Raw genomic sequence first — 22274 nt, forward strand, 5'->3', positions numbered from 1 at the left:
CGCATCGCCCAGAGCGAACGGCGGCGCCGAAGGAGACCGACCGTGACCGATTCCCTCGATCACCTGCCCCGAGCCGGCGACGGCGGCCGTGACGCTGCGTCGCTGGAAGCCAACTTCCGCGACCTGCACCCGCCGCTGACCCAGCGCCAGGCGATCATCGAGAGCCAGCGCTGTCTCTACTGCTATGACGCGCCCTGCATCGAAGCCTGCCCCTCGGACATCGACATCCCGCGCTTCATCCGCGAGATCAGCGAGGACAACATCAACGGCGCGGCCCAGACCATTCTCGAGGAGAACATCCTCGGCGGCAGTTGCGCCCGGGTTTGCCCCACCGAGATCCTCTGCGAGCAGAGCTGCGTGCGCAACCACGACGCCGAGTGCCAGCCGGTACTGATCGGCCTGCTGCAGCGTCACGCCATCGACCACATGCACTTCACCGAACACCCCTTCCCGCGCGCCGCCGACACCGGGCGTCACGTCGCCGTGGTCGGCGCCGGCCCGGCGGGGCTGTCCTGCGCCCACCGCCTGGCGTCCCACGGTCATCGGGTGACGATCTTCGAAGCCGATCCCAGGCCCGGTGGGCTCAACGAATACGGCATCGCCCGCTACAAGCTGGTCGACGACTACGCGCAAAAGGAGATCGACTTCCTGCTCGAGATCGGCGGCATCGAGATCCACTACGGCCAGCAACTCGGCGACAACCTCGACCTCGCCACCCTCAAGCGCGATCACGACGCCGTCTTCCTCGGCCTGGGGCTGGGCACCAGCCGCCGGCTGGGGCTGGCCGGCGAGGGCGCGCCGGGCGTCGCCACGCCGGGCCTGATGCCCGCCACCGACTACATCCGGACGCTGCGCGAGACCGACGACCTGAGCACGCTGCCGCTGGCGCGACGCTGCGTGGTGATCGGCGCCGGCAACACCGCCATCGACATGGCGGTGCAGATGGCACGTCTCGGCGCCGACGAGGTCACCCTGGTCTACCGGCGCGGCATCGACGCCATGCCCGCCACCGGCCACGAACAGGAGATCGCCCGCGCCAACGGCGTCAAGATCGTCACCTGGGCGCGTCCCGAAGAGATCCTGCTCGATGCCGAAGGCCGCGTGGCCGGCATGCGCTTCGCGCGCACCCAATCCCGCGACGGCACCCTCATGGACACCGGCGAGACACTGGAGATCGCCGCCGACGGCGTCTTCACGGCGATCGGTCAGGCCCTCGACGAGGCCCATCTGGCGGCTATCCCGGGGCTGGAACGCGAAGGCGGCAAGGTCCACGTCGACGGCCACTTCCGCACCGACCTGCCCGGCGTCTACGCCGGCGGCGACTGCATCGCCCTGGGGCAGGATCTCACCGTGCAGGCCGTGCAGCACGGCAAGCTGGCCGCCCAGGCCATTCATCAGGATCTCATGGCCCAGCAGGAGGTGGCGTAATGAAAGCGATCGCCAAACGACCCGACGTCGACCTGAGTATCGAGTTCGCCGGCATCAAGTCCCCCAACCCGTTCTGGCTGGCCTCGGCGCCGCCCACCGACAAGGCCTACAATGTCGAGCGCGCCTTCGAAGCGGGCTGGGGCGGCGTGGTGTGGAAGACCCTCGGCGAGGACCCGGCGCCGGTCAACGTGTCGTCGCGCTACTCGGCGCATTTCGGCAAGAACCGCGAGGTGCTGGGCTTCAACAACATCGAGCTGATCACCGACCGCAGCCTGGAGACCAACCTGCGCGAGATCACCGAGGTCAAGCAGCGCTGGCCCGACCGCGCGCTGATCGTGTCGATCATGGTGCCCTGCGTCGAGGAGAGCTGGAAGGCGATCCTGCCCCGGGTCGAGGCCACCGGCGCCGACGGCATCGAGCTCAACCTGGGCTGCCCCCACGGCATGCCGGAGCGCGGCATGGGCGCCGCGGTGGGTCAGAACCCCGACCTGATCGAGCAGGTCACGCGCTGGTGCAAGACCTACTCGCGGCTGCCGGTGATCGTCAAGCTGACCCCCAACATCACCGACATCCGCGAGCCGGCCCGCGCCGCGCTGCGCGGTGGCGCCGACGCCGTGTCGCTGATCAACACCATCAACTCGATCACCTCGATCGACCTCGACCACATGGTCGCCCGCCCCACCGTGGGCCACCAGAGCACCCACGGCGGCTACTGCGGCGCGGCGGTCAAGCCGATCGCCATGAACATGGTCGCCGAGATCGCCCGCGACCCGGCCACCCGAGGGCTGCCGATCTGCGGCATCGGTGGGGTTTCCAACTGGCACGACGCCGCCGAGTTCGTCGCTCTCGGCGCCGGCGCGGTGCAGGTCTGCACCGCCGCCATGCTCCACGGCTTCCGCATCGTCGAAGAGATGCAGGATGGCCTGGCACGCTGGATGGCCGAGAAGGGCTATCGACGCCTGAGCGACTTCTCCGGCAAGGCGGTGCCGCATACCACCGACTGGAAGTATCTCGACATGAACTTCCAGACCATCGCCCACATCGACCAGGATCAGTGCATCCAGTGCGGACGCTGCTACATTGCCTGCGAGGACACCTCGCACCAGTCGATCGCCAAGCTCGTCGACGAGGCCGGCGCGCGACGCTACGAAGTGATCGAGGAAGAATGCGTGGGCTGCAACCTGTGCCAGATCACCTGCCCGGTGGAAGGCTGCATCACCATGGTCCCGCAGGAAAGCGGCAAGCCCTACATGAGCTGGAACGAGGACCCACGCAATCCCTTCCGCGAATCGGCGTGATACCCGCCTCGAGATAGATACGATGCCCCGGCCACGAGCCGGGGTTTTTCGTCATAATGAACAGGAGGCGCTCACGGCGACAACCCGATCCCCCGCAGCAGAGTGCTGGTCACGGTCTGCACCGCGCGCTCGAACTGCCTGTCGTCGAGCGGGGCATCGTCGTTGAGCAGGTAGATCTGGTGGTCGAAATCGGCGTAGTGCTGGGTCGAGGCCCAGATCATGTACAGCAGGTAGGAAGGGTCGACGGGCAGGATGCGTTCGGCCTCGATCCATTCGCGGATCTTGGCCTCCTTGAGCTTGGCCCATTCGTAGAGGTTGTCGCGCAAACAGTCGCCGAGCACCGGAGCACCCTGCATCACCTCCGCCGCCCAGACCTTGGAGCCGGCGGCGCGATTGCGCGAATGCTGCATCTTGGCGCGGATGTAGGTCGACAGCACGATGCGCGGGTCGTCGTAAAGCTCGAAGCACAGCGCGTCCTGCTTCCAGACCTCGAGCAGGCCCAGCAACACCTCGCGGTACAACTCCTCCTTGGTCGAGAAGTAGTAATGCACGTTGGACTTGGGGATCTCGGCCAACTGGGCGATCTCGCCCATCGAGGCACCGGCATATCCCTTCTCGGCGAACACCCGCTCCGCCGCCAGCAGAATGTTCTCGACATTGCGCTGGCGAATCCCGCTCTTCCGCTTGGCCATGACGTCCCCTGGACCGCTACCGACTCCCTGTAAGATATTCGCGAGTCTACCATTTTTCGCGGGATTTCAGGGGGATGCCTTGGTCGTAGGGCACCGGGCCAGGTGACGGCCCCGTCGCCCGGCGGGCAGTTCCCTCCCCGGCGGACGGTTGCTAGAGTGAAGGGTTACCGGGTCGGCGAAACGCCGGCTCTCACACCCAGGATTAAGGACGATTCATGAGCATCTCGGTAGGCGACAAGATTCCCGACGTCACGATCAAGACCAACGGCGCCAACGGCCCCGAGGACATCTCGACCGGCGAGCTGTTCGCCGGCAAGCGGGTGGTATTGTTCGCGGTGCCCGGTGCCTTCACGCCCGGTTGTTCCAACACCCACATGCCGGGCTTCGTGATCAAGGCCGACGACATTCTCGCCAAGGGCGTCGACACCATCGCCTGCATGGCGGTCAACGACGCCTTCGTCATGGATGCCTGGCAGAAGGATCAGAATGCCCAGCAGATTACCATGCTGGCCGACGGCAATGCCGATTTCGCCCGGGCGCTGGGCCTCGACATGGACGCCAGCGGCGGTGGCATGGGCACGCGCAGCAAGCGTTTCGCGCTGATCGCCGACGATGGTGTGGTGGAATACCTGGGCGTGGATGCCAAGGGCGTCGATCAGAGCAGTGCCGAGACGGTGCTGGGCAAGCTCTGAGCCACGGCGTGCTGCGCTGCACGCAAACTGCCTGCGCTCGGCGTGGTGACGGAGAACCGCGCACTACGCCGAGCACGCTTCTCCTCCCCGTCAGCCCCACCCTCCAGCCTGTCGCGCCCCGCGCCTGATCGGCGGCCCGTTGGTACCCAGCCAGCGGTACGCCCGATGCCAAGGCGCTTTTGGCCCCATCGTTCGTTAAGCCCCGACACCGACTGACTTCTCGCCCCGAATGAGATACCGCGAGGCGGGCGCTCTCGTCGCGAATGCAACCCCTTAATGTCCAACGGTTCTTGAACGAAGCAAGCACCGATTTTGGACTACGCTTTATCGGTAAAGGCGCTCGGCCGGGGGTTTTGCGACGAAAAGCGGGCGCCGGCGACCAAGATAACAACCCACAATAACGAGGGTGACCGATGAGATTTCTGGGACTCGAGACGAAGACGCTGACCGCCGGACTGATCCTGTCGCTGGGCACGCTGGCCGCCGCCAACAGCCAGGCAGCCGACACCTACACTGTGGGGGTCGAGGCCTCCTTCCCGCCCTGGGCCTACGTGGAGGCCGGCGAATACAAGGGCATCGCCATCGACGCCATGAAGAAGATCGCCGAGAACGAAGGGCTGGAGATCGAGTTCAAGGACCTGCCCTTTCCCTCGCTGATCCCTGCACTCTCGGCCGAGAAGATCGACATCCTCGCCACCGGCCTGACGGTGACCGAGGAGCGCAGCAAGGTGATCGACTTCACCGTGCCCTGGTGGGAAACCAACGACGTGATCGTGGTCCCCGAGGACTCCGATCTGAACGTCTTCACCGCCGTGTGCTGCGGCGCCAACGTCGGCGTCCAGGGCGGCTCCTCGCAGAAGGCCTGGATGGAGGAAAACGTCCTCGACAGCGACATCGACGTCAACCTCAAGAGCTACGACAGCTACGTCACCGCGATCAGCGACATGCTCAACGGCCGCCTCACGGCGGTCGACGTCGACGACACTTCGGCGCAGGAATACATCAACGAAGGCCGCCCGGTGAAGATCGCCGGCAAGATCTTCATCCGCGCCCCGCTGGCACTGGCGGTCAGCAAGGGCGACCCCCAGGGCCTGCTGCCCAAGCTCAACCAGGGCATCGTCGCTCTCGCGGATTCCGGCCAGTGGGCGACCATCGTCCACGACTACATCCCGGGCGTCACCGTGCCGCCGGTGCCCGGCAACATGCCCGCGTTCGTCGACACCTACGCCAAGCCCGTGGCCGGACTGCCCGACCTGGGCAACTGATCGCTTCGACCACTCGGCGCCCGATCCGGTCGCCGGTGCCCTCCCGCAGGAGCACCGGCGTCGGTCGGGTGTGTCACTCGCCTGACGGACGCGCACCGGCATGAACATCTACGACGTCATCCTCAGGGACTTTCCGTTCCTGCTCAAGGGCCTGGGCATCGCCGTGATCCTGCTGGCGGCGCTGCTGGCGCTGGGCTTCGTGATCGGCCTGACGATCTGCCTGCTGCAGCTCTACGGCCCCCGCACCCGCTTCGTGCAGTGGCCGCTCAAGGCCTACGAGCGCGTGTTCCGCGGCGTGCCGATCATCATCATGCTGTTCATCTTCTACTACGGGCTGGCCGGGGTCTTCGACATCTCGTCGTTCGCCGCGGCGATCCTGGCGCTGGGCTTTCGCTCCGGGGCCTACCAGTCGCAGATCTTCCGCAGCGCCTTCCAGTCGGTCCCCGCCGGGCAGATGACCGCCGCCCGGGCCCATGGCATGAGCCTGGCCCAGGCGATCCGCTGGATCCTCTTCCCCCAGGCGATCCGCCACGCCATCGGCCCCTGGACCAACGAGTTCTCCTCCGAGATCAAGGAGACCTCGCTGGCCTACGTCATCGGCGTGGTCGAGCTGACCCGTCAGGCGCACTACATCATCACCAGCACCCAGGGCAACACGCTGACGGTGTTCGCCGTGGTGGCACTGCTCTACTTCATCGTCAACAAGGCCGGCAACAGCGGACTCTACTGGCTGGAAGCCCGACTCGCCGTGCCCGGTTTCGAAAAACGCCAGTGATGACAGGAACCCCCATGGCCGACACTCCCGTACTGCGCGCCGACGCCATCCACAAGCGCTACGCCGACAACGAGGTCCTCAAGGGCATCTCCCTGACGCTGGCACGCGGCGAGACCAAGGTGCTGATCGGCCCTTCCGGGTCCGGCAAGAGTACCTTCCTGCGCTGTCTCAACCATCTGACCAAGCCCGACCGGGGCACCATCGAACTCGACGGTGTCGAGATCAGCGACGCCAACATCGACCGGATGCGCGCCCGGATCGGTTTCGTGTTCCAGGACTTCAACCTGTTCTCGCATCTCAGCGTGCTCGACAACGTGAGCATCTGTCCGATCCGCGTCAAGCGCCAGGCCCGCGACGAGGCCATCCGCCGCGCCCGCGAGGAACTCGAGCGCGTGGGGCTCGGCGACAAGGCCGACGCCTACCCCGCCGAACTCTCCGGCGGTCAGCAGCAGCGGGTGTCGATCGCCCGGGCCCTGGCCATGGACCCCACGCTGATGCTCTTCGACGAGCCTACCTCGGCACTCGACCCCGAACTGACCGGCGAGGTCGTCAAGGTCATGCAGCGTCTCGCCGACGACGGCATGACCATGCTGGTGGTCTCCCACGAGATGGGCTTCGCCCGTCAGGCGGCGGACGAGATCGTGTTCATGGAAGGCGGTCACATCGTCGAGCAGGGTCCGCCGGAGACGCTCTTCTCGCAGCCGGCCCAGGACCGCACGCGGGCCTTTCTCAACGTCATCGCCGAGCACGGGTGAGCGCCATGATCGAGTTCCTGCAGTTCAGCGCCGAGCAGTTACCCGAACTGCTCAAGGGCGTGCCGGTCACGCTGTCGCTGTGGATCATCGCCATCGTCCTGGGGTTCTTCCTGGGGCTCGCCCTGGCCTGGGCGCGGGTCTACGGCAACCGTTTCTGGTACGCCCTGAGCACCGCCTACATCGAGCTGTTTCGCGGCACGCCGATGCTGGTGCAGATGTTCTTCATCTATCTGGGCCTGCCGCAGCTCGGCATCGTCTTCGACGCCTTCACCTCGGCGGTGATCGCCATCACCCTCAACAGCGCCGCCTACCAGGCGGAATACTTCCGCGGCTCGGTGCTCTCGGTGCCCCAGGGCCAACTGGTCGCCGCGCGTGCCTGCGGCATGACCCAGTGGCAGGCGATCCGCTACGTCGTGCTGCCCCAGGCACTGCGCCGCGTGCTGCCGCAGTGGTCGAACGAGGCGATCATCGAGCTCAAGTTCACCTCGATCGCCTACACCATCGGCGTGGTGGAGATCACTGCACGGGCCTCTGACATCGGCTCGCGGACCCTGGAGTTCTTCCAGATCTTCCTGCTCGCCGGGGTGATCTATCTGGTGCTGACCTCGAGCGTCGCCAGCTTCCTCGGCTGGGTCGAACGGCGCTACTACGTGCCGGGCGTGACACATGTCTAGCGCAGCGCCCCAAGTTCTACCATAACGTGCGCGGGAGGCGCCCCACGATAACGTCAGGTCGGGAAAGCGGCCTTCTTCACGAACGGGAGAAGGCCGTTTCAGTCGGTTCACACCAGCGGCAGGCACACGTCCGTCACCAGTTCGTGTTCCGGCGTATCCTGGAGCAGGTTGTGATAGTGGAAGAAGAGGGGGAAGTCCCGCAATTCCTCACCACTTTCCGGCAACCACTCCCGGTACAGATAATAGGCCGGTTCGGTCATCCGGTCGTGGGAACCGAAATGGCGAACCACCGCGCAGCGCCCGGCCGGAATCACCTTGTTGATGATGCCGAATTCGTTCTCCGGCACAGGCTCACTGACCGAGCCACAGATGTCGAATCGGAACGCGTCCGGCGGCGTGGCATTGGGATCGTCCCAGGCCAGACCGATCGACTCGCTGGTTGCCACTGGCGACAGGCCGGTCTGCTGGCGCCATTCGATGAATTTTGCAGCGGACTCGTTGACCAGGGCCGGTGACCCCCGGTGTTCTAGCACCGCTACGCGGGTTTCGGGAAATTCAATAATCGTGACGTCCATCGACTGTCTCCGTACTCTTTGGGGCAATTGAAACCGCTCGTTCCACGGCTGCCAGGCCGGGGCCTTGCGGAATTGGGAGGGCGTCTGGCCAAAGGTGGTCTTGAAGGCCCGGGAAAACGATTCCGGATTCTCGAACCCCGCTTCCAGCGCGATCTCGATGACCGACATCTCCCCCATAAACGCCAGGCGATAGGACGCCCGCCGCAGTCGCATCAGCTGGATGTAACGGGCGACACTCGTACCGGCGTACAGCGAGAACTGCCGGTGGAAATGGTATTTCGAGAAATGCGCGACCCGGCTCAGGCGTTCCAGGGACAAGTCCTCGGACAGGTGTTCATCGATGAAACGAAACACCGTGTTGAAACGCGCGGCGTAGGCCGATGCCTTTGATCCATTCACTGCCAAATCTCCTCAATCGGGCGCCACTATGCCCGAGCAGTGCCGGCCGATCCTGACTCAGATTGCTCAATCGCGAAGCCGGCCCGGGGTGCATGGCGACAATGCGCGACGTGGCGGCTGCACGGCCGCCCGACCCGTGATAGAACGGGGCGTTTCCCGACCCGGAAGAGGCCCATGACCCGCACCCGCCACAGCACACCCACCTTTCAGTTGCGCCTGGTCGCCGACAAGGACGTGGTCATCGGCCCCGGCAAGGCCGACCTGCTGGAAGCGATCGACCGCAGCGGCTCGATCGCCTCGGCGAGCCGCGAGCTGGGCATGAGCTACAAGAAGGCCTGGCAGCTCATCGAGACCATGAACCGGCATTTCGTCACGCCGCTGATCGACACCCGCATGGGCGGCAGCCAGCGCGGCGGTGCCACGCTCACCCCGCTCGGCCGCGAGGTGATCGATCACTATCGCGCCCTGGAACGGCGCCTCGCCCCGGACGACTGCCCCGAGGCCCGCGCCCTGCTCGAATGCCTGGCGCCGTCCGAATAGAACGCTGCCGACGCCTTGTCAGAGCACGAACACCCTGGCTATAGTGTTGCCGCTATATCCATTCATACATAGCGGATAACCCCATGCCTCGATCCGAGCACCCCACGCGCCGCCGGACCCTGCGCCTCTGCCAGCTGGCGGCGCTGACCCTGCTTGCCGGTGCATCGCTGGCCCGGGCCACGCCCACCGTCACTGTCTACGCCGCCGCCTCGCTGACCGACGCCCTGAATGCGGTGATCGCCGACTACGAAGCCGATCACGACGCCGACATCGTGGCGGTCTATGCCGCCTCCTCCACCGCTGCCCGCCAGATCGCCAACGGCGCACCGGCCGACCTCTACGTCTCGGCCAACGAGCGCTGGATGGACTGGCTGGCCGAGCAGGATGTGACGCTGACCCAGCGCGCGGATCTGCTGAGCAACCGCCTGGTGCTGATCGGCGCGCCGCAGGAGGACGCCGAACCCTTCACGCCGGGTGCCGGTCAACCGGTCGCCTCGCGGCTCGACGACGGCCGGCGGCTGGCGGTGGGCGATCCCGATCACGTCCCCGCCGGCATCTACGCCAGGCAGGCGCTCGAATCGCTCGGCGAATGGCGGACCCTGGAACCCCGGCTCGCCCGTGGCGACAACGTGCGCGCCGCGCTGGCGCTGGTCGAACGCGGCGAGGCGCCCCTGGGCATCGTCTACCGGAGCGACGCCCAGGCCAGCGACAAGGTCCACCAGTTGGGCGTGTTCCCCGCCGACAGCCACCAGCCCATCACCTATCCGCTGGCGCTGATCGACCCGCCCGCCAGTGACGCTGCCCGGGCCTTCCGCGACTGGCTGACCGGCGACGAGGCGATGACCCTCTTCACGAAGTTCGGCTTCTCGCCGGCCCCCACCACTCGCCCCTGAGCGCGGTCGCTGATGCTCTCCGATGCCGAATGGCAGGCCATCCTGATCAGTCTCAAGGTCGCCGGCAGCGCGGTCGGCTGGATCCTGGTACCCGGCGTGGCCGTGGCCTGGCTGATGGCGCGCCATGACTTTCGCGGCAAGGCGCTGCTCGATGGACTGCTGCACCTGCCGCTGGTGCTGCCGCCGGTGGTGGTCGGCTACCTGTTGCTGCTGTCGCTGGGCCGCCGGGGCTGGCTGGGGCAGTGGCTGGACGGCACCTTCGGCATCACGCTGCCGTTCACCTGGCAGGGGGCGGCGGTGGCCGGCGGGGTGATGGCCTTCCCGCTGCTGGTGCGTGCCGTGCGGCTGTCGCTCGAGGCGGTGGACGTCAAGCTGGAAGCCGCCGCCAGCACCCTGGGCGCCAATCGCTGGCGGGTGTTCTTCACCATCACCCTGCCGCTGGCCTTCCCGGGACTGATCACCGGCGCGGTGCTGGCCTTCGCCCGGGCGCTCTCGGAGTTCGGCGCGACCATCACCTTCGCCTCCAACATCCCCGGCGAGACGCGCACCCTGCCCCTGGCGCTCTACACCCTGATCCAGACACCGGGACAGGAAGCCGCCGCCGCCCGACTGTGCGCCCTGTCGATCGCCATCGCCATGGCCTCGCTGCTGGCCTCGGAATGGCTGGCCCGCCAGGCACGGCGCCGCCTCAAGGAACGGGACGGATGACCGACGAGCCGGCAAACGCGCTACATATCGACGTCCGCAAGCGCCAGGGCGACTTCGATCTCGCCGCGACCCTGAGCGTCCCCGCCCGGGGCGTCACCGCCTTGTTCGGCGCCTCCGGCAGCGGCAAGACCAGCCTGCTGCGACTGATCGCCGGCCTCGATCTCCCCGACGAAGGCGCCATCACGCTCGGCGACGAGACGCTCACCGACACCGCGCGTGGCGTGACGGTACCGCCGCACCGCCGCCGTCTGGGGGTGGTCTTCCAGGAGGCCCGGCTGTTTCCCCACTACCGGGTACGCGGCAACCTCGCCTACGGCATGCGCCCGGCGGCGCGCGGGCGCTTCGATAGCCTCGTCGAGATGCTGGGCATCGGCCATCTGCTGGAGCGCTTTCCGGCCACGCTCTCCGGCGGCGAGGCGCGCCGCGTGGCGATCGGCCGGGCGTTGCTCAGCGAGCCGCGGGTGCTGCTGATGGACGAGCCGCTCACCGGGCTCGACGGGGCGCGCAAGCAGGAGCTGCTGAATTACATCGCCCGGCTCGCCCGTGACATCGATATCCCGATCGTCTACGTCAGCCACGATCCCGACGAACTGACCGCCATCGCCGATCATCTGGTGCTGCTCGACGCCGGGCGAGTGATCGCCCACGGTGCCCTGGACAGCATGCTCGCGCGCTTCGAACTCACTGCGCACCTGGGCGGTTTCGACGCCGTCTCGCTGCTCGGCGCCACACTCGAATGTCACGAGCCGCAATACGCCCTGAGTCACCTTCGCCTCGATGACGGCCAGCGGCTCACGGTACCGGCGCTCGATGCCGCGCCCGGCGAACGTCGCCGCCTGCGCGTGCCGGTGCGCGATGTCGCCCTGGCCCTCGCCACCCCCCAGGGGACCAGTTATCGCAACCACCTCACGGCGACGATCGAAGGTGTCGCCGACCCGGTCCCCGGCGCGGCGAGCGTCGAATTGCGCCTGCGTGTCGGTAGCCAGTTCCTGCGTGCGCGGCTGACCCGCAAGTCGTTCGACGAACTGGGACTGCGGGAAGGCATGACGGTGGTGGCATTGATCCGCAGCGTGGCATTCGCCGCGTCCTGACCGGCCCCGGCTGGACAAGGCGAGCGAGGCAGGCATCATTGATCGCAACACTTCCAAGCGTGACGACGTCATGAGCCAAACCCACTCGTCCCCCAGCTCCCTCACCGTGCGCGATGCCCGCGATACCGACCTGCCCGCCATCCGCGATCTGTATGCCGCTCACGTCGAGCACGGCACGGCGTCCTTCGAACTCGAGGCGCCGACGCTCGACGAGATGCGCGCCCGTCATGCCTCGATCGCCACCGCCGGCCTGCCCTATCTGGTCGCCGTGGACGCGTCCGATAACATCCTCGGCTTCTGCTACGCGGGCCCCTACCATGCCCGGCCGGCCTATCGTCACACCCTGGAGACCTCGATCTACGTCGCCGAAGGGCGCGGCGGTCAGGGCATCGGCAAGGCACTGTTCGAGGTCCTGATCGATCGCTGCGAACGCGGCCCCTGGCGGCAGATGCTGGCGATCATCGGCGACAGCGACAACGCCGGCTCGATCGCCCTGCACCGGCGTTTCGGCTTCGCGCACGTCGGCACCTTTCACGCCGTGGGCTTCAAGTTCGGCCGCTGGCTCGACACCGTGCTGATGCAGCGTACGCTGGGCGACGCCGCCTCGCCACGCGATCCCTGAGACCACCTGCTAACGCAGGCCCTGAAAGGCCTCGATCACATGCCCGGCCAGTACCTCGCTCGCCGAGCCGGCCTCGGCGGCGCGAATCAACTGCACCCGATACTCGCCGAGCGGTGGGAGGCCGGCCTCGCTACCCAGGCGTCGCAACGGCGGGCGCACCATGCTCTGGGGTAATGGCGCCACCGCCAGATCGGCGAGCAGCGCCGCCTCCTGACCGGCGCAATTCTCGCTGGTATAGGCGATGCGATACGCCAGGCCACTGCGATCCAGCGCCGACAGCGCCATCGCCCGCCAGGCGCAGCCCTGATTGGCCAGCGCCAGCGGCAACGGCGTGCGCTCCAGGGCCACACCACCGTCGAGACACGCCCACGCCAGCGGCTCGCTGTACACCACCTCGCCACGCCCACCCGGCATTTCTTGAGTGCCGGCGGTGACCAGTGCCAGATCGAGCTCGCCACGGTCCAGCCGCTCGAGCAGCTCCACGCTACGGCCCACCACGACGTCCACCTGAACCGCGGGGTGCGAGCGAGCGAACTGCGCCAGCACCCGCGGCAGGATGCGCGAGCCGACGTCGTCCGGGCTGCCGAAACGCACCGCGCCCTCCAGGGGCGGGGCGAGAAAGTGCGTGACCGCCTCCTCGTTGAGCTTGAGCAGCCGACGACCATAGCTGAGCAATACCTCGCCCTCCGGCGTCAGGCGGACCTGACGCGCCTCGCGCACGAACAGCGTACGCTCGAGGGTCTCTTCCAGGCGCTTGATCTGCATGCTCAACGCCGAGGGAGTACGAAACACCTGCTTGGCCGCACGAGTGAAGCTGCCGCTCTCGGCAATGGCGACGAAGGTCCGCAGCACGTCGGTATCGAGCAACGGCAGGGTCGGAGGGAGGGTGGCCGTGGAGTGGGGCATGACATCACCAATGGCTTCAATTTTTCTTAACACTCAATGTAGACCTTTTCGTTGTACTGAACAAAGAGCGTCAGCCAAGCTGAATCCCGAGGTCGCGACCCTCGCCATTCATCCACGATTTACCGACCGCGCGTGCGGCCGGTCATCAGGAGATGTGTCATGTCCGATCTCGACCCGATTCGCCGCGAACGCTGCCAGGATCGCCAAACTCGCCTCCCGTCGCGACCGCCGATGCCCGATTTCTACATGCCGGCGATGCCGCCCCTGGGATTGATCCAGGCCGTGGAGACACGACTCCGCGATTGGCGACGCCGCCGCCAGTTTCGGCGTCGCTTCCTGCCCCTGCTCGACCATGACGATCCTATTCTCGCCGACATGGGGCACTGCCGCGCCGAGATCGAATGGGCGGCGAGTCTGCCGTGGCGCGAGGATGCCACCCGCGCCCTGCTCGAGCGTCGCGAACGCCGTCTCGCCGCGACCCGGAGAGCGCCCTACCGCGAGCGAGCCACGGCTCCGCCGGCCTGAACGGAGGATCAGCCGAGCAGCATCATGCCCTGCTCGATGTCCGCGGCGATCGCCCGGCAGAAGCCGTCGCGATCGCCGCGTCGCAGTGCCTCGGTCACTTCCCGATGGTAATCGTCGGCGATGCTCGCGCCCCAGCGCGAGCAGATGTAGCGCATGCTGGGGCCGTACTGCAGCCACAGCACCTCGACCAGCGGCAACAGCACGCAGGAGCCGCTGAGCCGGTAGATGTGGAAGTGGAACTGATAGTTGCCGCGCATGTAACTGACGATGTCGGCCTCATCGATGGCGGTGTTGATCCGGGCGTCGATGGCCTCGAGCTCGAGAATGTCGGCCTCGCCGATGTGGGCGAAGGCCTGGCGCGAGACCTCGGTCTCGAGGTTCTGGCGCGCGAACAGGACCTCCGCGAAGCGCTGGCGGCTCAACTCGGGCACGCGAATCTTGCGACTGTCGGAGAACACCAGCGCCCCTTCGGTGACCAGCCAGCGGATCGCTTCGCGCGCCGGCATCGCGCTGGTGCCGTATTCGGCGGCAATGCGGCGAATCGAGATCACTTCGCCGGGTGAGAAGTCCCCTTCGCACAGGCGCACGCGCAGCGCCCGGTGCAAGCGGGTGGAGGCGGTATCTGGCGAAAAGCTGTCGCGACTCGGTGTCAGTTCCATGCAGGTGTCATTGTCGGTGGCATGAATGAACGCGGTACGGGCGTGGTACGCGGCATCGGGGTTCACTGTAACGCAATTCACCGCGCTCGCCTCGTCGCTGGCAACACCGAGATTGAAAGCCTCTCGGGCCGCTGCTAGTGTGATCACACACATGTGATCACACAACGATCGGAGGTGCCGCCATGTTGCCGAAAGCTGCCTTGCTGTTCCGCCAGAGGCCCGAGGTCGCGTCATGACCGGGAAACGCTGCGCCTCCTATTACGCGGCATCGATCGTCGAGGAATCCGCGTACCCGATGCTGGAGGGCGACCATCGCGTCGACGTGGCGATCGTCGGCGGCGGCTTCACCGGCGTGGCCAGCGCCGTGGAACTCGCCGAGCGCGGCTATCGGGTCGCCGTCGTCGAGGCCCACAAGATCGGCTGGGGCGCCAGCGGTCGCAACGGCGGTCAGGTCACCGGCAGCCTGTCGGGGCAGGACGCCATGCTCAAGCAGTTGCCGCGCACCCTGGGCGACGCCGCCGCCGACTTCGTCTGGGATCTGCGCTGGCGGGGCCATCGGATCATCCGCGAACGGGTCGAGAAATACGCGATCCCCTGCGATCTCAAGTTCGGCCACCTGCAGGCCGCCTACCAGCCGAGCCATTTGAAGGCGCTGCGCGACGATTACGAGGTGTCGCAACGTCACGCCATCGGCGAGCACGTCCACTGGCTCGATTCGGCTGCGGTACGCGATGTACTGGGCACCGAGCTCTATCACGGCGCGCTCCGCAACGACTACAACATGCACCTGCACCCGCTCAATCTCTGCCTCGGCGAGGCGCGGGCGGCGGCGGGCCTGGGGGTGCAGCTCTTCGAGCACTCGCCGGTGGTGCGCATCGACCATGGCGATACACCGGCGGTGATCGGCGAGCACGGCCGGATCACCGCCGACAGCGTGATCCTCGCCGGCAACGCCTATCATCGTCTCGAGCGCAAGCGGCTCGGCGGCAGGCTGTTTCCGGCCTCGCTGGGCATCGTCACCACCGAACCGCTGTCCGACGACCTGGTCGCGGCCATCGATCCCGAGGACCTGGCGGTCTACGACACCCGCTTCGTGCTCGACTACTACCGCCTGACCGCCGACAAGCGGCTGCTGTTCGGCGGCGGCGCCAACTACTCCGGGCGCGACTCCGAGGACATCGCCGCCGAGTTGCGTCCGCGTCTCGAGCACACCTTTCCGCAGCTCGCCGGCGTGGCGATCGACTACCAATGGCAGGGCATGGCGGGCATCGTCATCAACCGCGTGCCGATGCTCGGCAAGCTCTCCGATCACGTCTACTACGCCCAGGGCTACTCCGGCCACGGCATCGCCACCTCGCACATCGTCGGCGAGATCATGGCCAACGCCGTCGACGGCTCGCTACGCGAGTTCGACGCCTTCGCCGACGTGCGCCACCTGCGCGTCCCCCTCCATGACCGGCTGGGCAACACCCTGCTGGCCGCCGGCATGTGGTACTACCAGCTGCTCGAGAAACTGCGCTGACCCCTCACCCCCCGCCCCATCACGAGGCACAACAACAAGACTCCGAGGTGACGACGACATGCAATACGACAACCCCGTCATTCTACTGCCCACGGTCGTGGTGCTGGCGCTCGCGTTGTGGACGCGCCGCGCCCTGGAACCGCTGGTCTTCGGCGCCTTCGTTGGCGCCCTGCTGATCGGCCCCACCGACGCCCTGAGCACCCTCAGCGAAAGCCTGATGAACGTGATGACCGATGCCGACGTGGCATGGGTGATCATGGTCTGCGGGCTGATGGGCAGCATCATCGCCCTGCTGCTCAAGTCGGGCGCCTCGCGCTCGTTCGCCGATGGACTGATGCGCTATACCACCAGCAAGCCCCGCGCGCTGATCGGCTGCTGGCTGATGGGCATCATCCTGTTCGTCGACGACTACCTGAACTCGCTGGCGATCGGCACCTCGATGCGCCAGGTGACCGACCGCTTCAAGACCTCGCGGGAGATGCTCGCCTACGTGATCGATTCCACCGCGGCACCGATCAGCGTGCTGATCCCGATCTCGACCTGGGCGGTGTTCTTCGGCACGCTGATCGAGAAGAACGGCCTCGCGGCGGACGGCCAGGGTGTCTGGGCCTACATCCAGGCGATCCCCTTCATGTTCTACCCGATGATCGCGGTGCTGCTGGTGCCGCTGGTGGCTTACGGCAAGCTGCCCGCCATCGGCCCGATGAAACGCGCCGAGCGGCGCGCCATGGAGACTGGACGCTGCGTGCCGCCGGGCTCCGAGCACATCGACGAGGAGATCGCCCACCTGCAGGCGGACGACGACACCCGCAGCAGCATCTGGCTGTTCCTGCTGCCGATGGCCTCGCTGGCGTTCTTTACCTGGTGGTTCGACCTCGACTTCCTGATGGGCATCTTCGTCACCCTGGCCGGGATGATCGTGGCCTTCATCGGCCTGCGCAAGCTCACCCCGGGTCAGACCTTCGACAACATCCTCGAGGGCTTCAAGTCGATGCTCGATGCCCTGGCGGTGCTGGTCGCCGCCTTCCTGTTCAACGAGATCAACACTACCCTGGGGCTCAACGACTACATCATCGGCCTCGTCGAACCGCTGGTCTCGGCGGCGCTGCTGCCCTTCCTGATCTTCACCGTGATGGGCTTCGTGTCCTTCGCCACCGGCTCGAACTGGGGCGTGTTCGTGATCATCCTGCCGATCGTCGCGACGCTGGGGCAGAACCTCGGCGCCGACATGACGCTGGTGATCGGCGCCACCCTCTCCGCGAGCACCTTCGGCAGCCACGCCTGCTTCTATTCGGATGCCACGGTGCTGACCGCCCAGGCCAGCGGCTGCACGCCGTTCCAGCACGCCGTGACGCAATTGCCCTATGCCGCGCTGGCCGGCGCCATCGCCGCGACCATGTACCTGGTGATGGGCATGACGGCATGATCGCGCCGACTCGGGAGACGACCATGGACGACACCCCGCCGCCCAATTACTGGCGCGCCAGCCTCGACCGCGAATTCGCGACACGCCCGTCGCTACGGGGCCGGCAAAAAGCCGACGTGGCGATCATCGGCGCCGGCTTCACCGGGCTGTGGACCGCCTACTACCTCAAGACGCTCGACCCGCAACGCGAGGTGACGGTGATCGAGGCCGAGCGGATCGGCCACGGTGCCTCGGGGCGCAACGGCGGCTGGGTAATCGGTAGCCTCGCCGGCCTGGAACGCCATGTCGGCGATCTCGACCGTGCCCGCCGCCAAGACTGCTGCCGAGTGCTCGCCGACAACGTCGACGCCCTCGGCGCGACCCTGGCGCGGGAAGGCATCGCGGCCGACTTCCACAAGGGCGGCGCGATCTACGCCGCGGCGCGCTACCGCGACCAGCTCGCCATCCAGCGCGACTACCTCGCTCATCTCCATGAGCTGGGGCACAGCGAGACCGACTGTCATTGGCTGAGCGCCGACGAACTGACCCGACTCGCACGCTTTCGCAAGCCGTTCGGCGGCATCTACCAGCGTCAGGTCGCCACCGTGCACCCGCTCAAGCTGCTCCATGGCCTCGCCGAGACCCTGGAACGCCTGGGCGTGATCCTCCACGAGCAGAGTCGTGCCCAGCATGTCGACGGTGGGTGCGTGCAAACCCGGGAAGGCAGCGTCACGGCACCGATGATCGTCTGCGCCACCGAGGGCTATGCCGAACGCCTGGCAGACTTCCGGCGCCACGTGATTCCGGTGCACAGCCTGGTGATCGCCACCGAGCCGCTGAGCGAGGCGCAATGGCAGGCGGTGGGCCTGGACGACCGGCCGACCTTCGCCGACGCCAGCCGGCTGGTCAATTACGGTCAACGCAGTGCCGACGGGCGGCTGATCTTCGGTGCCCGCGGCAGCTATTCCTACGGCGCCCGGCCGCGTCACGGCCAGGCCATCGACCCGGCGGCGATAGACATGCGCCGCGACCTGCTGGTCGACCTGTTCCCGGCGCTGGAAGGCATCCGTGTCGATCACGGCTGGGGCGGTTCGCTGGGGCTGTCGCGCAACTTCCGTCCCCACGCCATCGTCGACCGCGACGCGGGCCTGGCCACCGCCGGCGGCTATGCCGGCGAGGGCGTCGCCGCCTCGCACCTGTTCGGGCGCACCCTGGCCGAGCAGATCCTCGGCCACGACAGCGAACTGACCGGTATGCCCTGGGCCTTCTCCCGGGGCGGCCATCGCCAGTTGCTCAAGCGCTGGGAGCCCGAGCCGCTGCGCTGGCTGGCCGCCCAGGCGATCACCCTCAGCTACGCCGGCGAGGAGGCGCTGATGAAGCGCGAGCGACCGGCGCCGCTCATCAAGCCGGCGCTGACCCGGCTCAACGACGTCTTCGCCTCGGTCATCGAGTGATTCGCTCGAGCGACATCATCCTGTCATATTAACGCTTGACGTTATTAACGCAGAACGTCACTATCACGCCATGATCATCTCGTTCAAGTGTGGGGATACCGAGAAGCTGGCCAGCGGGCGTCGCGTCAAGCGCTTTGTGAGTTGCGAGCGGGTTGCGCTGAGAAAGCTCCGTCAGCTTCAACTCGCCAACCAACTGGACGACCTCAAAGTACCGCCCGGCAATCGGTTGGAAGCGTTGCGTGGTGATCGCCGAGGCCAGTACAGCATCCGGATTAACCAGCAGTTTCGATTGTGCTTCCGGTGGACCAAAGCTGGCGCGGAAGATGTCGAAATCGTTGATTATCATTAGGGGGTGACTTATGCGCGGTATTGATCCCGTAACGCCTGGCGAGCTGCTGAAGGAAGAGTTTCTTGAGCCCATGGGAATCTCTCAGTATCGCCTTGCCAAGGAAATTGGAGTACCGGCTCAGCGTATTGGGCAGATCATTGCTGGAAAGCGCTCTATAACCGCCGATACGGATCTGCGACTCTGTCGTTTTTTTGGACTAACCAATGGCTACTGGCTCCGTGCGCAGGCGGCTTACGATACCGAAGTGACTGAAGAGGCTCTGGCCGATCAGCTGAGCAATATTCGCCCCTGGAATTCGGGCTCACCCGCAGACCGCAGGGCGTAGCCGGTTGCGTCACTCGGGCGCGCCAAGAACGCCGGTATGCTTTCCCGCTCAACCGCCGATGCCGTGCCGCTTGAGCTTGTTGGCGATGGTGGTATGCGAGACGCCCAGCCGCCGGGCCAGCAGACGACTGGAAGGGTGTTCGGCATAGAGGGTGGTCAGCACGCGCTTTTCCACCTCGCCGAGAATCTCGCCCAGCGAGCCCTCGAGATCGATGCCGGCCAGGCCACTGTTCTCGCCGACATCGGGCAGGCGCAGGTGCGACGGTAACAGTTCGTGGCCCTCGCACAGCGAGACCGCCTGGAAGAGCACGTTTTCCAATTGCCGCACGTTCCCCGGCCAGTGATAGGCGCTCAACCGCGCGCGTGCGGCGTCCGAGAGGGTCGGCATCGGGCAGCCGATCTGCCGCGCGGCCCGGTCGATGAAATGCGTGGCGAGCTCGGCGATACCGTCGAGGCACTCGCGCAGCGGCGGGATATGCACCGACAGCACGTTGAGCCGGTGATAGAGGTCCTGACGAAACTGCCCGGCCGCGCACAGCCGCGGCAGCTCCTGCTGGGTGGCGCAGATCACCCGCACGTCGAGATAGGTCTCCTCGTCGCTGCCCACCCGCCGAAAACCGCCATCCTGCAGAAAGCGCAGCAGCTTGACCTGCAGCCGCGGGCTCATCTCGCCCACCTCGTCGAGAAAGATGGTGCCGCCGGCGGTCAACTCCAGCAGCCCCAGCTTGCCCTCGGGACGCGCGCCCTCGAAGGCCCCCGGCGCATAGCCGAACAACTCGGTCTCGGCCATCGATTCTGGCAGGCCGGCGCAGTTGAGCGCCATGAACGGCGCCTGACCGCGCGGGCTGGCCAGGTGACAGGCCCGCGCCAGCAACTCCTTGCCGGTGCCGGTCTCGCCCTCGATCAACAGCGGCGCGTCCAGCGGAGCCATGCGGCGAGCCTCACGGACCACCGCCGCGAGCCGCGGGCTGGCCTGGAAGATCGCCTCGAAGCCGCGCAGCTCCTGACGCTGCACATGGTAGATCCGCTCGCCCACCCGGTCGGCGCGGTGCAGGGTCACCACCGCCCCGGCCAGCGAGGCCACGTCGTCGTTCTCAGTGTGCAGCGGCGCGATGTCGGCCAGGTAGGTTTCGTCCTTGAGCTTGAGCCGCAGGCCGTTGATGCGGGCGTTATTGCGGCGAACCAGGCCGGGCAGGTCGAGATCCTGGATATAGCGGTCGAGCGACAGGCCGGGCACCTCGTCGACACGCACCCCGAGCATCTGCCCGGCGGCGCGGTTGGCGGCGACGACCCGCCCGTCCATGTCGATCGACATCACCGGATCGGACAGCGACGACAGCAGCGCGTCGAGTTCCAGGTGACGACGCTCGCTGGGCATCAGGCTGACGCGCCTGACGCTGAACACGCCGGGCAACGCCTCGAGGGTCGGCTTGAGCGTGGCGAGCTGGGCATTGAGCAGGTGCGGCACGAACAGGTAGATGGCATTGCCCTGGTCGCCGCCAACCTCGCCGCGGGCCACGTTGAGGCCGTAGTCGGCGAAGGGAGAAACGACGTCGCGCAGGATGCCGATGCGATTCTGGCAATGAAACTTGAGACGCATGAACCCGGAACCTCGAAAACGGCAGTCGATGGAGAAGACGGCGTCACGGCAATGTGACTCACTCGTAAAGATATTCTGACACCAAGGCGCGTCGCGATCCACGGAGATCGGGTTCCTGTGCTTTTTTGCGACTCGACATCGTCATTCGTCAGGTTTTCTTGACGAAAATGGCGTATCTCTCCCGCCTGCCGTCCCATGAAGCCCCTCCCCGCGCCGACCGGCGGCACCTACGCTGAAGGGCATTCCTTCCCGACAACGACAACTTGCCAAACGGGAGCCCGAGATGGCGAAACAGACCCGGTATCAGGCCCACCATCCCGACGCCGACGGGATCATCCACTACAGCGAGACCGAGAACGCCACCTGGCAGACGCTGATGGCGCGCCAGACGGCGATCATCGAGGGGCGCGTCTGTCAGGAATACCTGGACGGCCTGGAACGCCTGGCCCTGCCCATGGAGCGTATTCCCCAACTGGGTGACGTCGACCGTGTCCTGCAGGCGACCACCGGCTGGCGCACCGCCCCGGTCCCGGCGCTGATTCCCTTCGACACCTTCTTCGAGCTGCTCGCCAACCGCCGCTTTCCGGTGGCCACCTTCATTCGTACCCCCGAGGAGCTGGACTATCTCCAGGAGCCGGACATCTTTCACGAGATATTCGGTCACTGTCCGATGCTCACCAACCCGGCATTCGCCGAGTTCACCGAGACCTACGGCAAGCTGGGACTGGCGGCGAGCAAGCAGGAGCGTGTCTATCTGGCACGGCTTTACTGGATGACCGTCGAGTTCGGCCTGGTCGACACGCCCCAGGGCCGGCGCATCTACGGTGGCGGCATCATCTCCTCGCCCAAGGAGACCTTCCACGCCCTGTCCGACGTACCGGCGCATCACCCCTTCGATCCCATCGACGCCCTGCGCACCCCCTACCGGATCGACATCCTGCAACCGCTCTACTACGTCATCGACGGCCTCGACACGCTCCACGAACTGGCCGGCCGCGACATCATGGCGCTGGTCCACGAGGCCATGGCACTGGGGCTCTATGCCCCCACTTTCGAACCCAAGCAGGCCGCGGGGGCCTGACAGGCACCCGCCGCCATCACTACCCTGAAACGACACCTCTCA

At 66.5% G+C, this 22274-nt stretch carries 24 protein-coding genes; 19 read left to right on the forward strand and 5 right to left on the reverse strand.

All coding sequences use genetic code 11. From position 1 onward, the window contains the following. The first annotated feature begins 42 nt into the window (after positions 1 to 42). Entirely contained in the window at positions 43 to 1428 is a 1386-nt protein-coding gene (locus D0901_RS08910; RefSeq protein ID WP_129139956.1) for an NAD(P)-dependent oxidoreductase, read from the forward strand. Beyond that, complete coding sequence (preA, locus tag D0901_RS08915) at positions 1428 to 2726, forward strand: NAD-dependent dihydropyrimidine dehydrogenase subunit PreA (protein WP_129139957.1); 1299 nt, start codon at positions 1428 to 1430, stop codon at positions 2724 to 2726. The genes D0901_RS08910 and preA overlap by 1 nt, the downstream gene beginning before the upstream one ends. Positions 2727 to 2797: 71 nt before the next feature. Here preA and D0901_RS08920 read toward each other — a convergent pair whose 3' ends face one another. Next, on the reverse strand, positions 2798 to 3418 hold the full coding sequence (locus D0901_RS08920; protein ID WP_129139958.1) for a TetR/AcrR family transcriptional regulator: 621 nt from the start codon (positions 3416 to 3418) through the stop codon (positions 2798 to 2800). Between the two features lie 215 nt (positions 3419 to 3633). Here D0901_RS08920 and D0901_RS08925 point away from each other — a divergent pair, with 215 nt between their 5' ends. The 5 genes from D0901_RS08925 to D0901_RS08945 all read left to right on the forward strand — a co-directional run bounded on the left by D0901_RS08925 (position 3634) and on the right by D0901_RS08945 (position 7579). Then, positions 3634 to 4110 carry a peroxiredoxin gene (locus D0901_RS08925; RefSeq protein WP_129139959.1) on the forward strand — a complete coding sequence of 159 codons (477 nt, stop codon included), beginning with the start codon at positions 3634 to 3636 and terminating at the stop codon, positions 4108 to 4110. A gap of 413 nt (positions 4111 to 4523) precedes the next feature. Next, positions 4524 to 5375 (forward strand): transporter substrate-binding domain-containing protein, encoded by an 852-nt coding sequence (locus D0901_RS08930; protein WP_129139960.1) that lies wholly within the window; start codon positions 4524 to 4526, stop codon positions 5373 to 5375. 100 nt (positions 5376 to 5475) lie between these two features. Next, positions 5476 to 6150 carry an amino acid ABC transporter permease gene (locus D0901_RS08935; protein ID WP_129139961.1) on the forward strand — a complete coding sequence of 225 codons (675 nt, stop codon included), beginning with the start codon at positions 5476 to 5478 and terminating at the stop codon, positions 6148 to 6150. Positions 6151 to 6164: 14 nt separating this feature from the next. Continuing rightward, a complete protein-coding gene (locus D0901_RS08940; protein WP_129139962.1) occupies positions 6165 to 6905 on the forward strand; it encodes an amino acid ABC transporter ATP-binding protein in 741 nt (246 codons plus the stop codon). 5 nt (positions 6906 to 6910) lie between these two features. Beyond that, positions 6911 to 7579, forward strand: coding sequence for an amino acid ABC transporter permease (locus tag D0901_RS08945; protein ID WP_129139963.1), 669 nt, complete (start codon positions 6911 to 6913; stop codon positions 7577 to 7579). Positions 7580 to 7686: 107 nt separating this feature from the next. Here the strand turns inward: D0901_RS08945 and D0901_RS08950 are convergent, their stop codons facing one another. Then, a complete protein-coding gene (locus D0901_RS08950; protein ID WP_129139964.1) occupies positions 7687 to 8553 on the reverse strand; it encodes an AraC family transcriptional regulator in 867 nt (288 codons plus the stop codon). A 174-nt stretch (positions 8554 to 8727) separates the two neighbouring features. Between D0901_RS08950 and D0901_RS08955 the strand changes: the two genes are divergently transcribed. The 5 genes from D0901_RS08955 (at position 8728) to D0901_RS08975 (ending at position 12407) form a co-directional block, all read left to right on the forward strand. Further along, positions 8728 to 9093, forward strand: a complete 366-nt coding sequence (locus tag D0901_RS08955; RefSeq protein WP_129139965.1) for a winged helix-turn-helix domain-containing protein — start codon at positions 8728 to 8730, stop codon at positions 9091 to 9093. Between the two features lie 83 nt (positions 9094 to 9176). Then, on the forward strand, positions 9177 to 9986 hold the full coding sequence (gene modA / locus D0901_RS08960; protein ID WP_129139966.1) for a molybdate ABC transporter substrate-binding protein: 810 nt from the start codon (positions 9177 to 9179) through the stop codon (positions 9984 to 9986). A 12-nt stretch (positions 9987 to 9998) separates the two neighbouring features. Next, on the forward strand, positions 9999 to 10694 hold the full coding sequence (modB, locus tag D0901_RS08965) for a molybdate ABC transporter permease subunit (RefSeq protein WP_129139967.1): 696 nt from the start codon (positions 9999 to 10001) through the stop codon (positions 10692 to 10694). Beyond that, positions 10691 to 11785: a molybdenum ABC transporter ATP-binding protein gene (gene modC, locus D0901_RS08970; RefSeq protein ID WP_129139968.1), complete on the forward strand. Its 1095-nt coding sequence runs from the start codon at positions 10691 to 10693 to the stop codon at positions 11783 to 11785. The genes modB and modC overlap by 4 nt, the downstream gene beginning before the upstream one ends. A 70-nt stretch (positions 11786 to 11855) precedes the next feature. Then, a complete protein-coding gene (locus tag D0901_RS08975; RefSeq protein WP_129139969.1) occupies positions 11856 to 12407 on the forward strand; it encodes a GNAT family N-acetyltransferase in 552 nt (183 codons plus the stop codon). Between the two features lie 9 nt (positions 12408 to 12416). Here the strand turns inward: D0901_RS08975 and D0901_RS08980 are convergent, their stop codons facing one another. After that, positions 12417 to 13313: a LysR substrate-binding domain-containing protein gene (locus tag D0901_RS08980; RefSeq protein WP_129139970.1), complete on the reverse strand. Its 897-nt coding sequence runs from the start codon at positions 13311 to 13313 to the stop codon at positions 12417 to 12419. Between the two features lie 159 nt (positions 13314 to 13472). On the opposite strand from D0901_RS08980, the gene D0901_RS08985 reads away from it, so the two are divergent. Further along, positions 13473 to 13838: a hypothetical protein gene (locus tag D0901_RS08985; protein ID WP_129139971.1), complete on the forward strand. Its 366-nt coding sequence runs from the start codon at positions 13473 to 13475 to the stop codon at positions 13836 to 13838. 8 nt (positions 13839 to 13846) lie between these two features. On the opposite strand, the gene D0901_RS08990 is transcribed toward D0901_RS08985, so the two are convergent. After that, a complete protein-coding gene (locus D0901_RS08990) occupies positions 13847 to 14497 on the reverse strand; it encodes a GntR family transcriptional regulator (protein WP_162500845.1) in 651 nt (216 codons plus the stop codon). A gap of 232 nt (positions 14498 to 14729) precedes the next feature. Here D0901_RS08990 and D0901_RS08995 point away from each other — a divergent pair, with 232 nt between their 5' ends. The 5 genes from D0901_RS08995 to D0901_RS09015 all read left to right on the forward strand — a co-directional run bounded on the left by D0901_RS08995 (position 14730) and on the right by D0901_RS09015 (position 19552). Beyond that, positions 14730 to 16019 (forward strand): NAD(P)/FAD-dependent oxidoreductase, encoded by a 1290-nt coding sequence (locus D0901_RS08995; RefSeq protein ID WP_129139973.1) that lies wholly within the window; start codon positions 14730 to 14732, stop codon positions 16017 to 16019. A gap of 58 nt (positions 16020 to 16077) precedes the next feature. Next, a complete protein-coding gene (locus tag D0901_RS09000) occupies positions 16078 to 17445 on the forward strand; it encodes a Na+/H+ antiporter NhaC family protein (protein WP_129139974.1) in 1368 nt (455 codons plus the stop codon). Between the two features lie 23 nt (positions 17446 to 17468). Then, positions 17469 to 18878, forward strand: coding sequence for an NAD(P)/FAD-dependent oxidoreductase (locus D0901_RS09005; protein WP_129139975.1), 1410 nt, complete (start codon positions 17469 to 17471; stop codon positions 18876 to 18878). A 70-nt stretch (positions 18879 to 18948) separates the two neighbouring features. Continuing rightward, positions 18949 to 19227, forward strand: a complete 279-nt coding sequence (locus D0901_RS09010; RefSeq protein ID WP_129139976.1) for a type II toxin-antitoxin system RelE/ParE family toxin — start codon at positions 18949 to 18951, stop codon at positions 19225 to 19227. Positions 19228 to 19237: 10 nt separating this feature from the next. Beyond that, on the forward strand, positions 19238 to 19552 hold the full coding sequence (locus D0901_RS09015) for a HigA family addiction module antitoxin (protein WP_129139977.1): 315 nt from the start codon (positions 19238 to 19240) through the stop codon (positions 19550 to 19552). Positions 19553 to 19600: 48 nt separating this feature from the next. Here D0901_RS09015 and D0901_RS09020 read toward each other — a convergent pair whose 3' ends face one another. Next, on the reverse strand, positions 19601 to 21151 hold the full coding sequence (locus tag D0901_RS09020; protein WP_129139978.1) for a sigma-54-dependent transcriptional regulator: 1551 nt from the start codon (positions 21149 to 21151) through the stop codon (positions 19601 to 19603). Positions 21152 to 21434: 283 nt separating this feature from the next. Here D0901_RS09020 and phhA point away from each other — a divergent pair, with 283 nt between their 5' ends. After that, a complete protein-coding gene (phhA, locus tag D0901_RS09025; RefSeq protein ID WP_129139979.1) occupies positions 21435 to 22232 on the forward strand; it encodes a phenylalanine 4-monooxygenase in 798 nt (265 codons plus the stop codon). Positions 22233 to 22274: the final 42 nt, after the last annotated feature.

The sequence above is a fragment of the Modicisalibacter coralii genome (genome assembly GCF_004117855.1).
GTDB lineage: Bacteria > Pseudomonadota > Gammaproteobacteria > Pseudomonadales > Halomonadaceae > Modicisalibacter > Modicisalibacter coralii.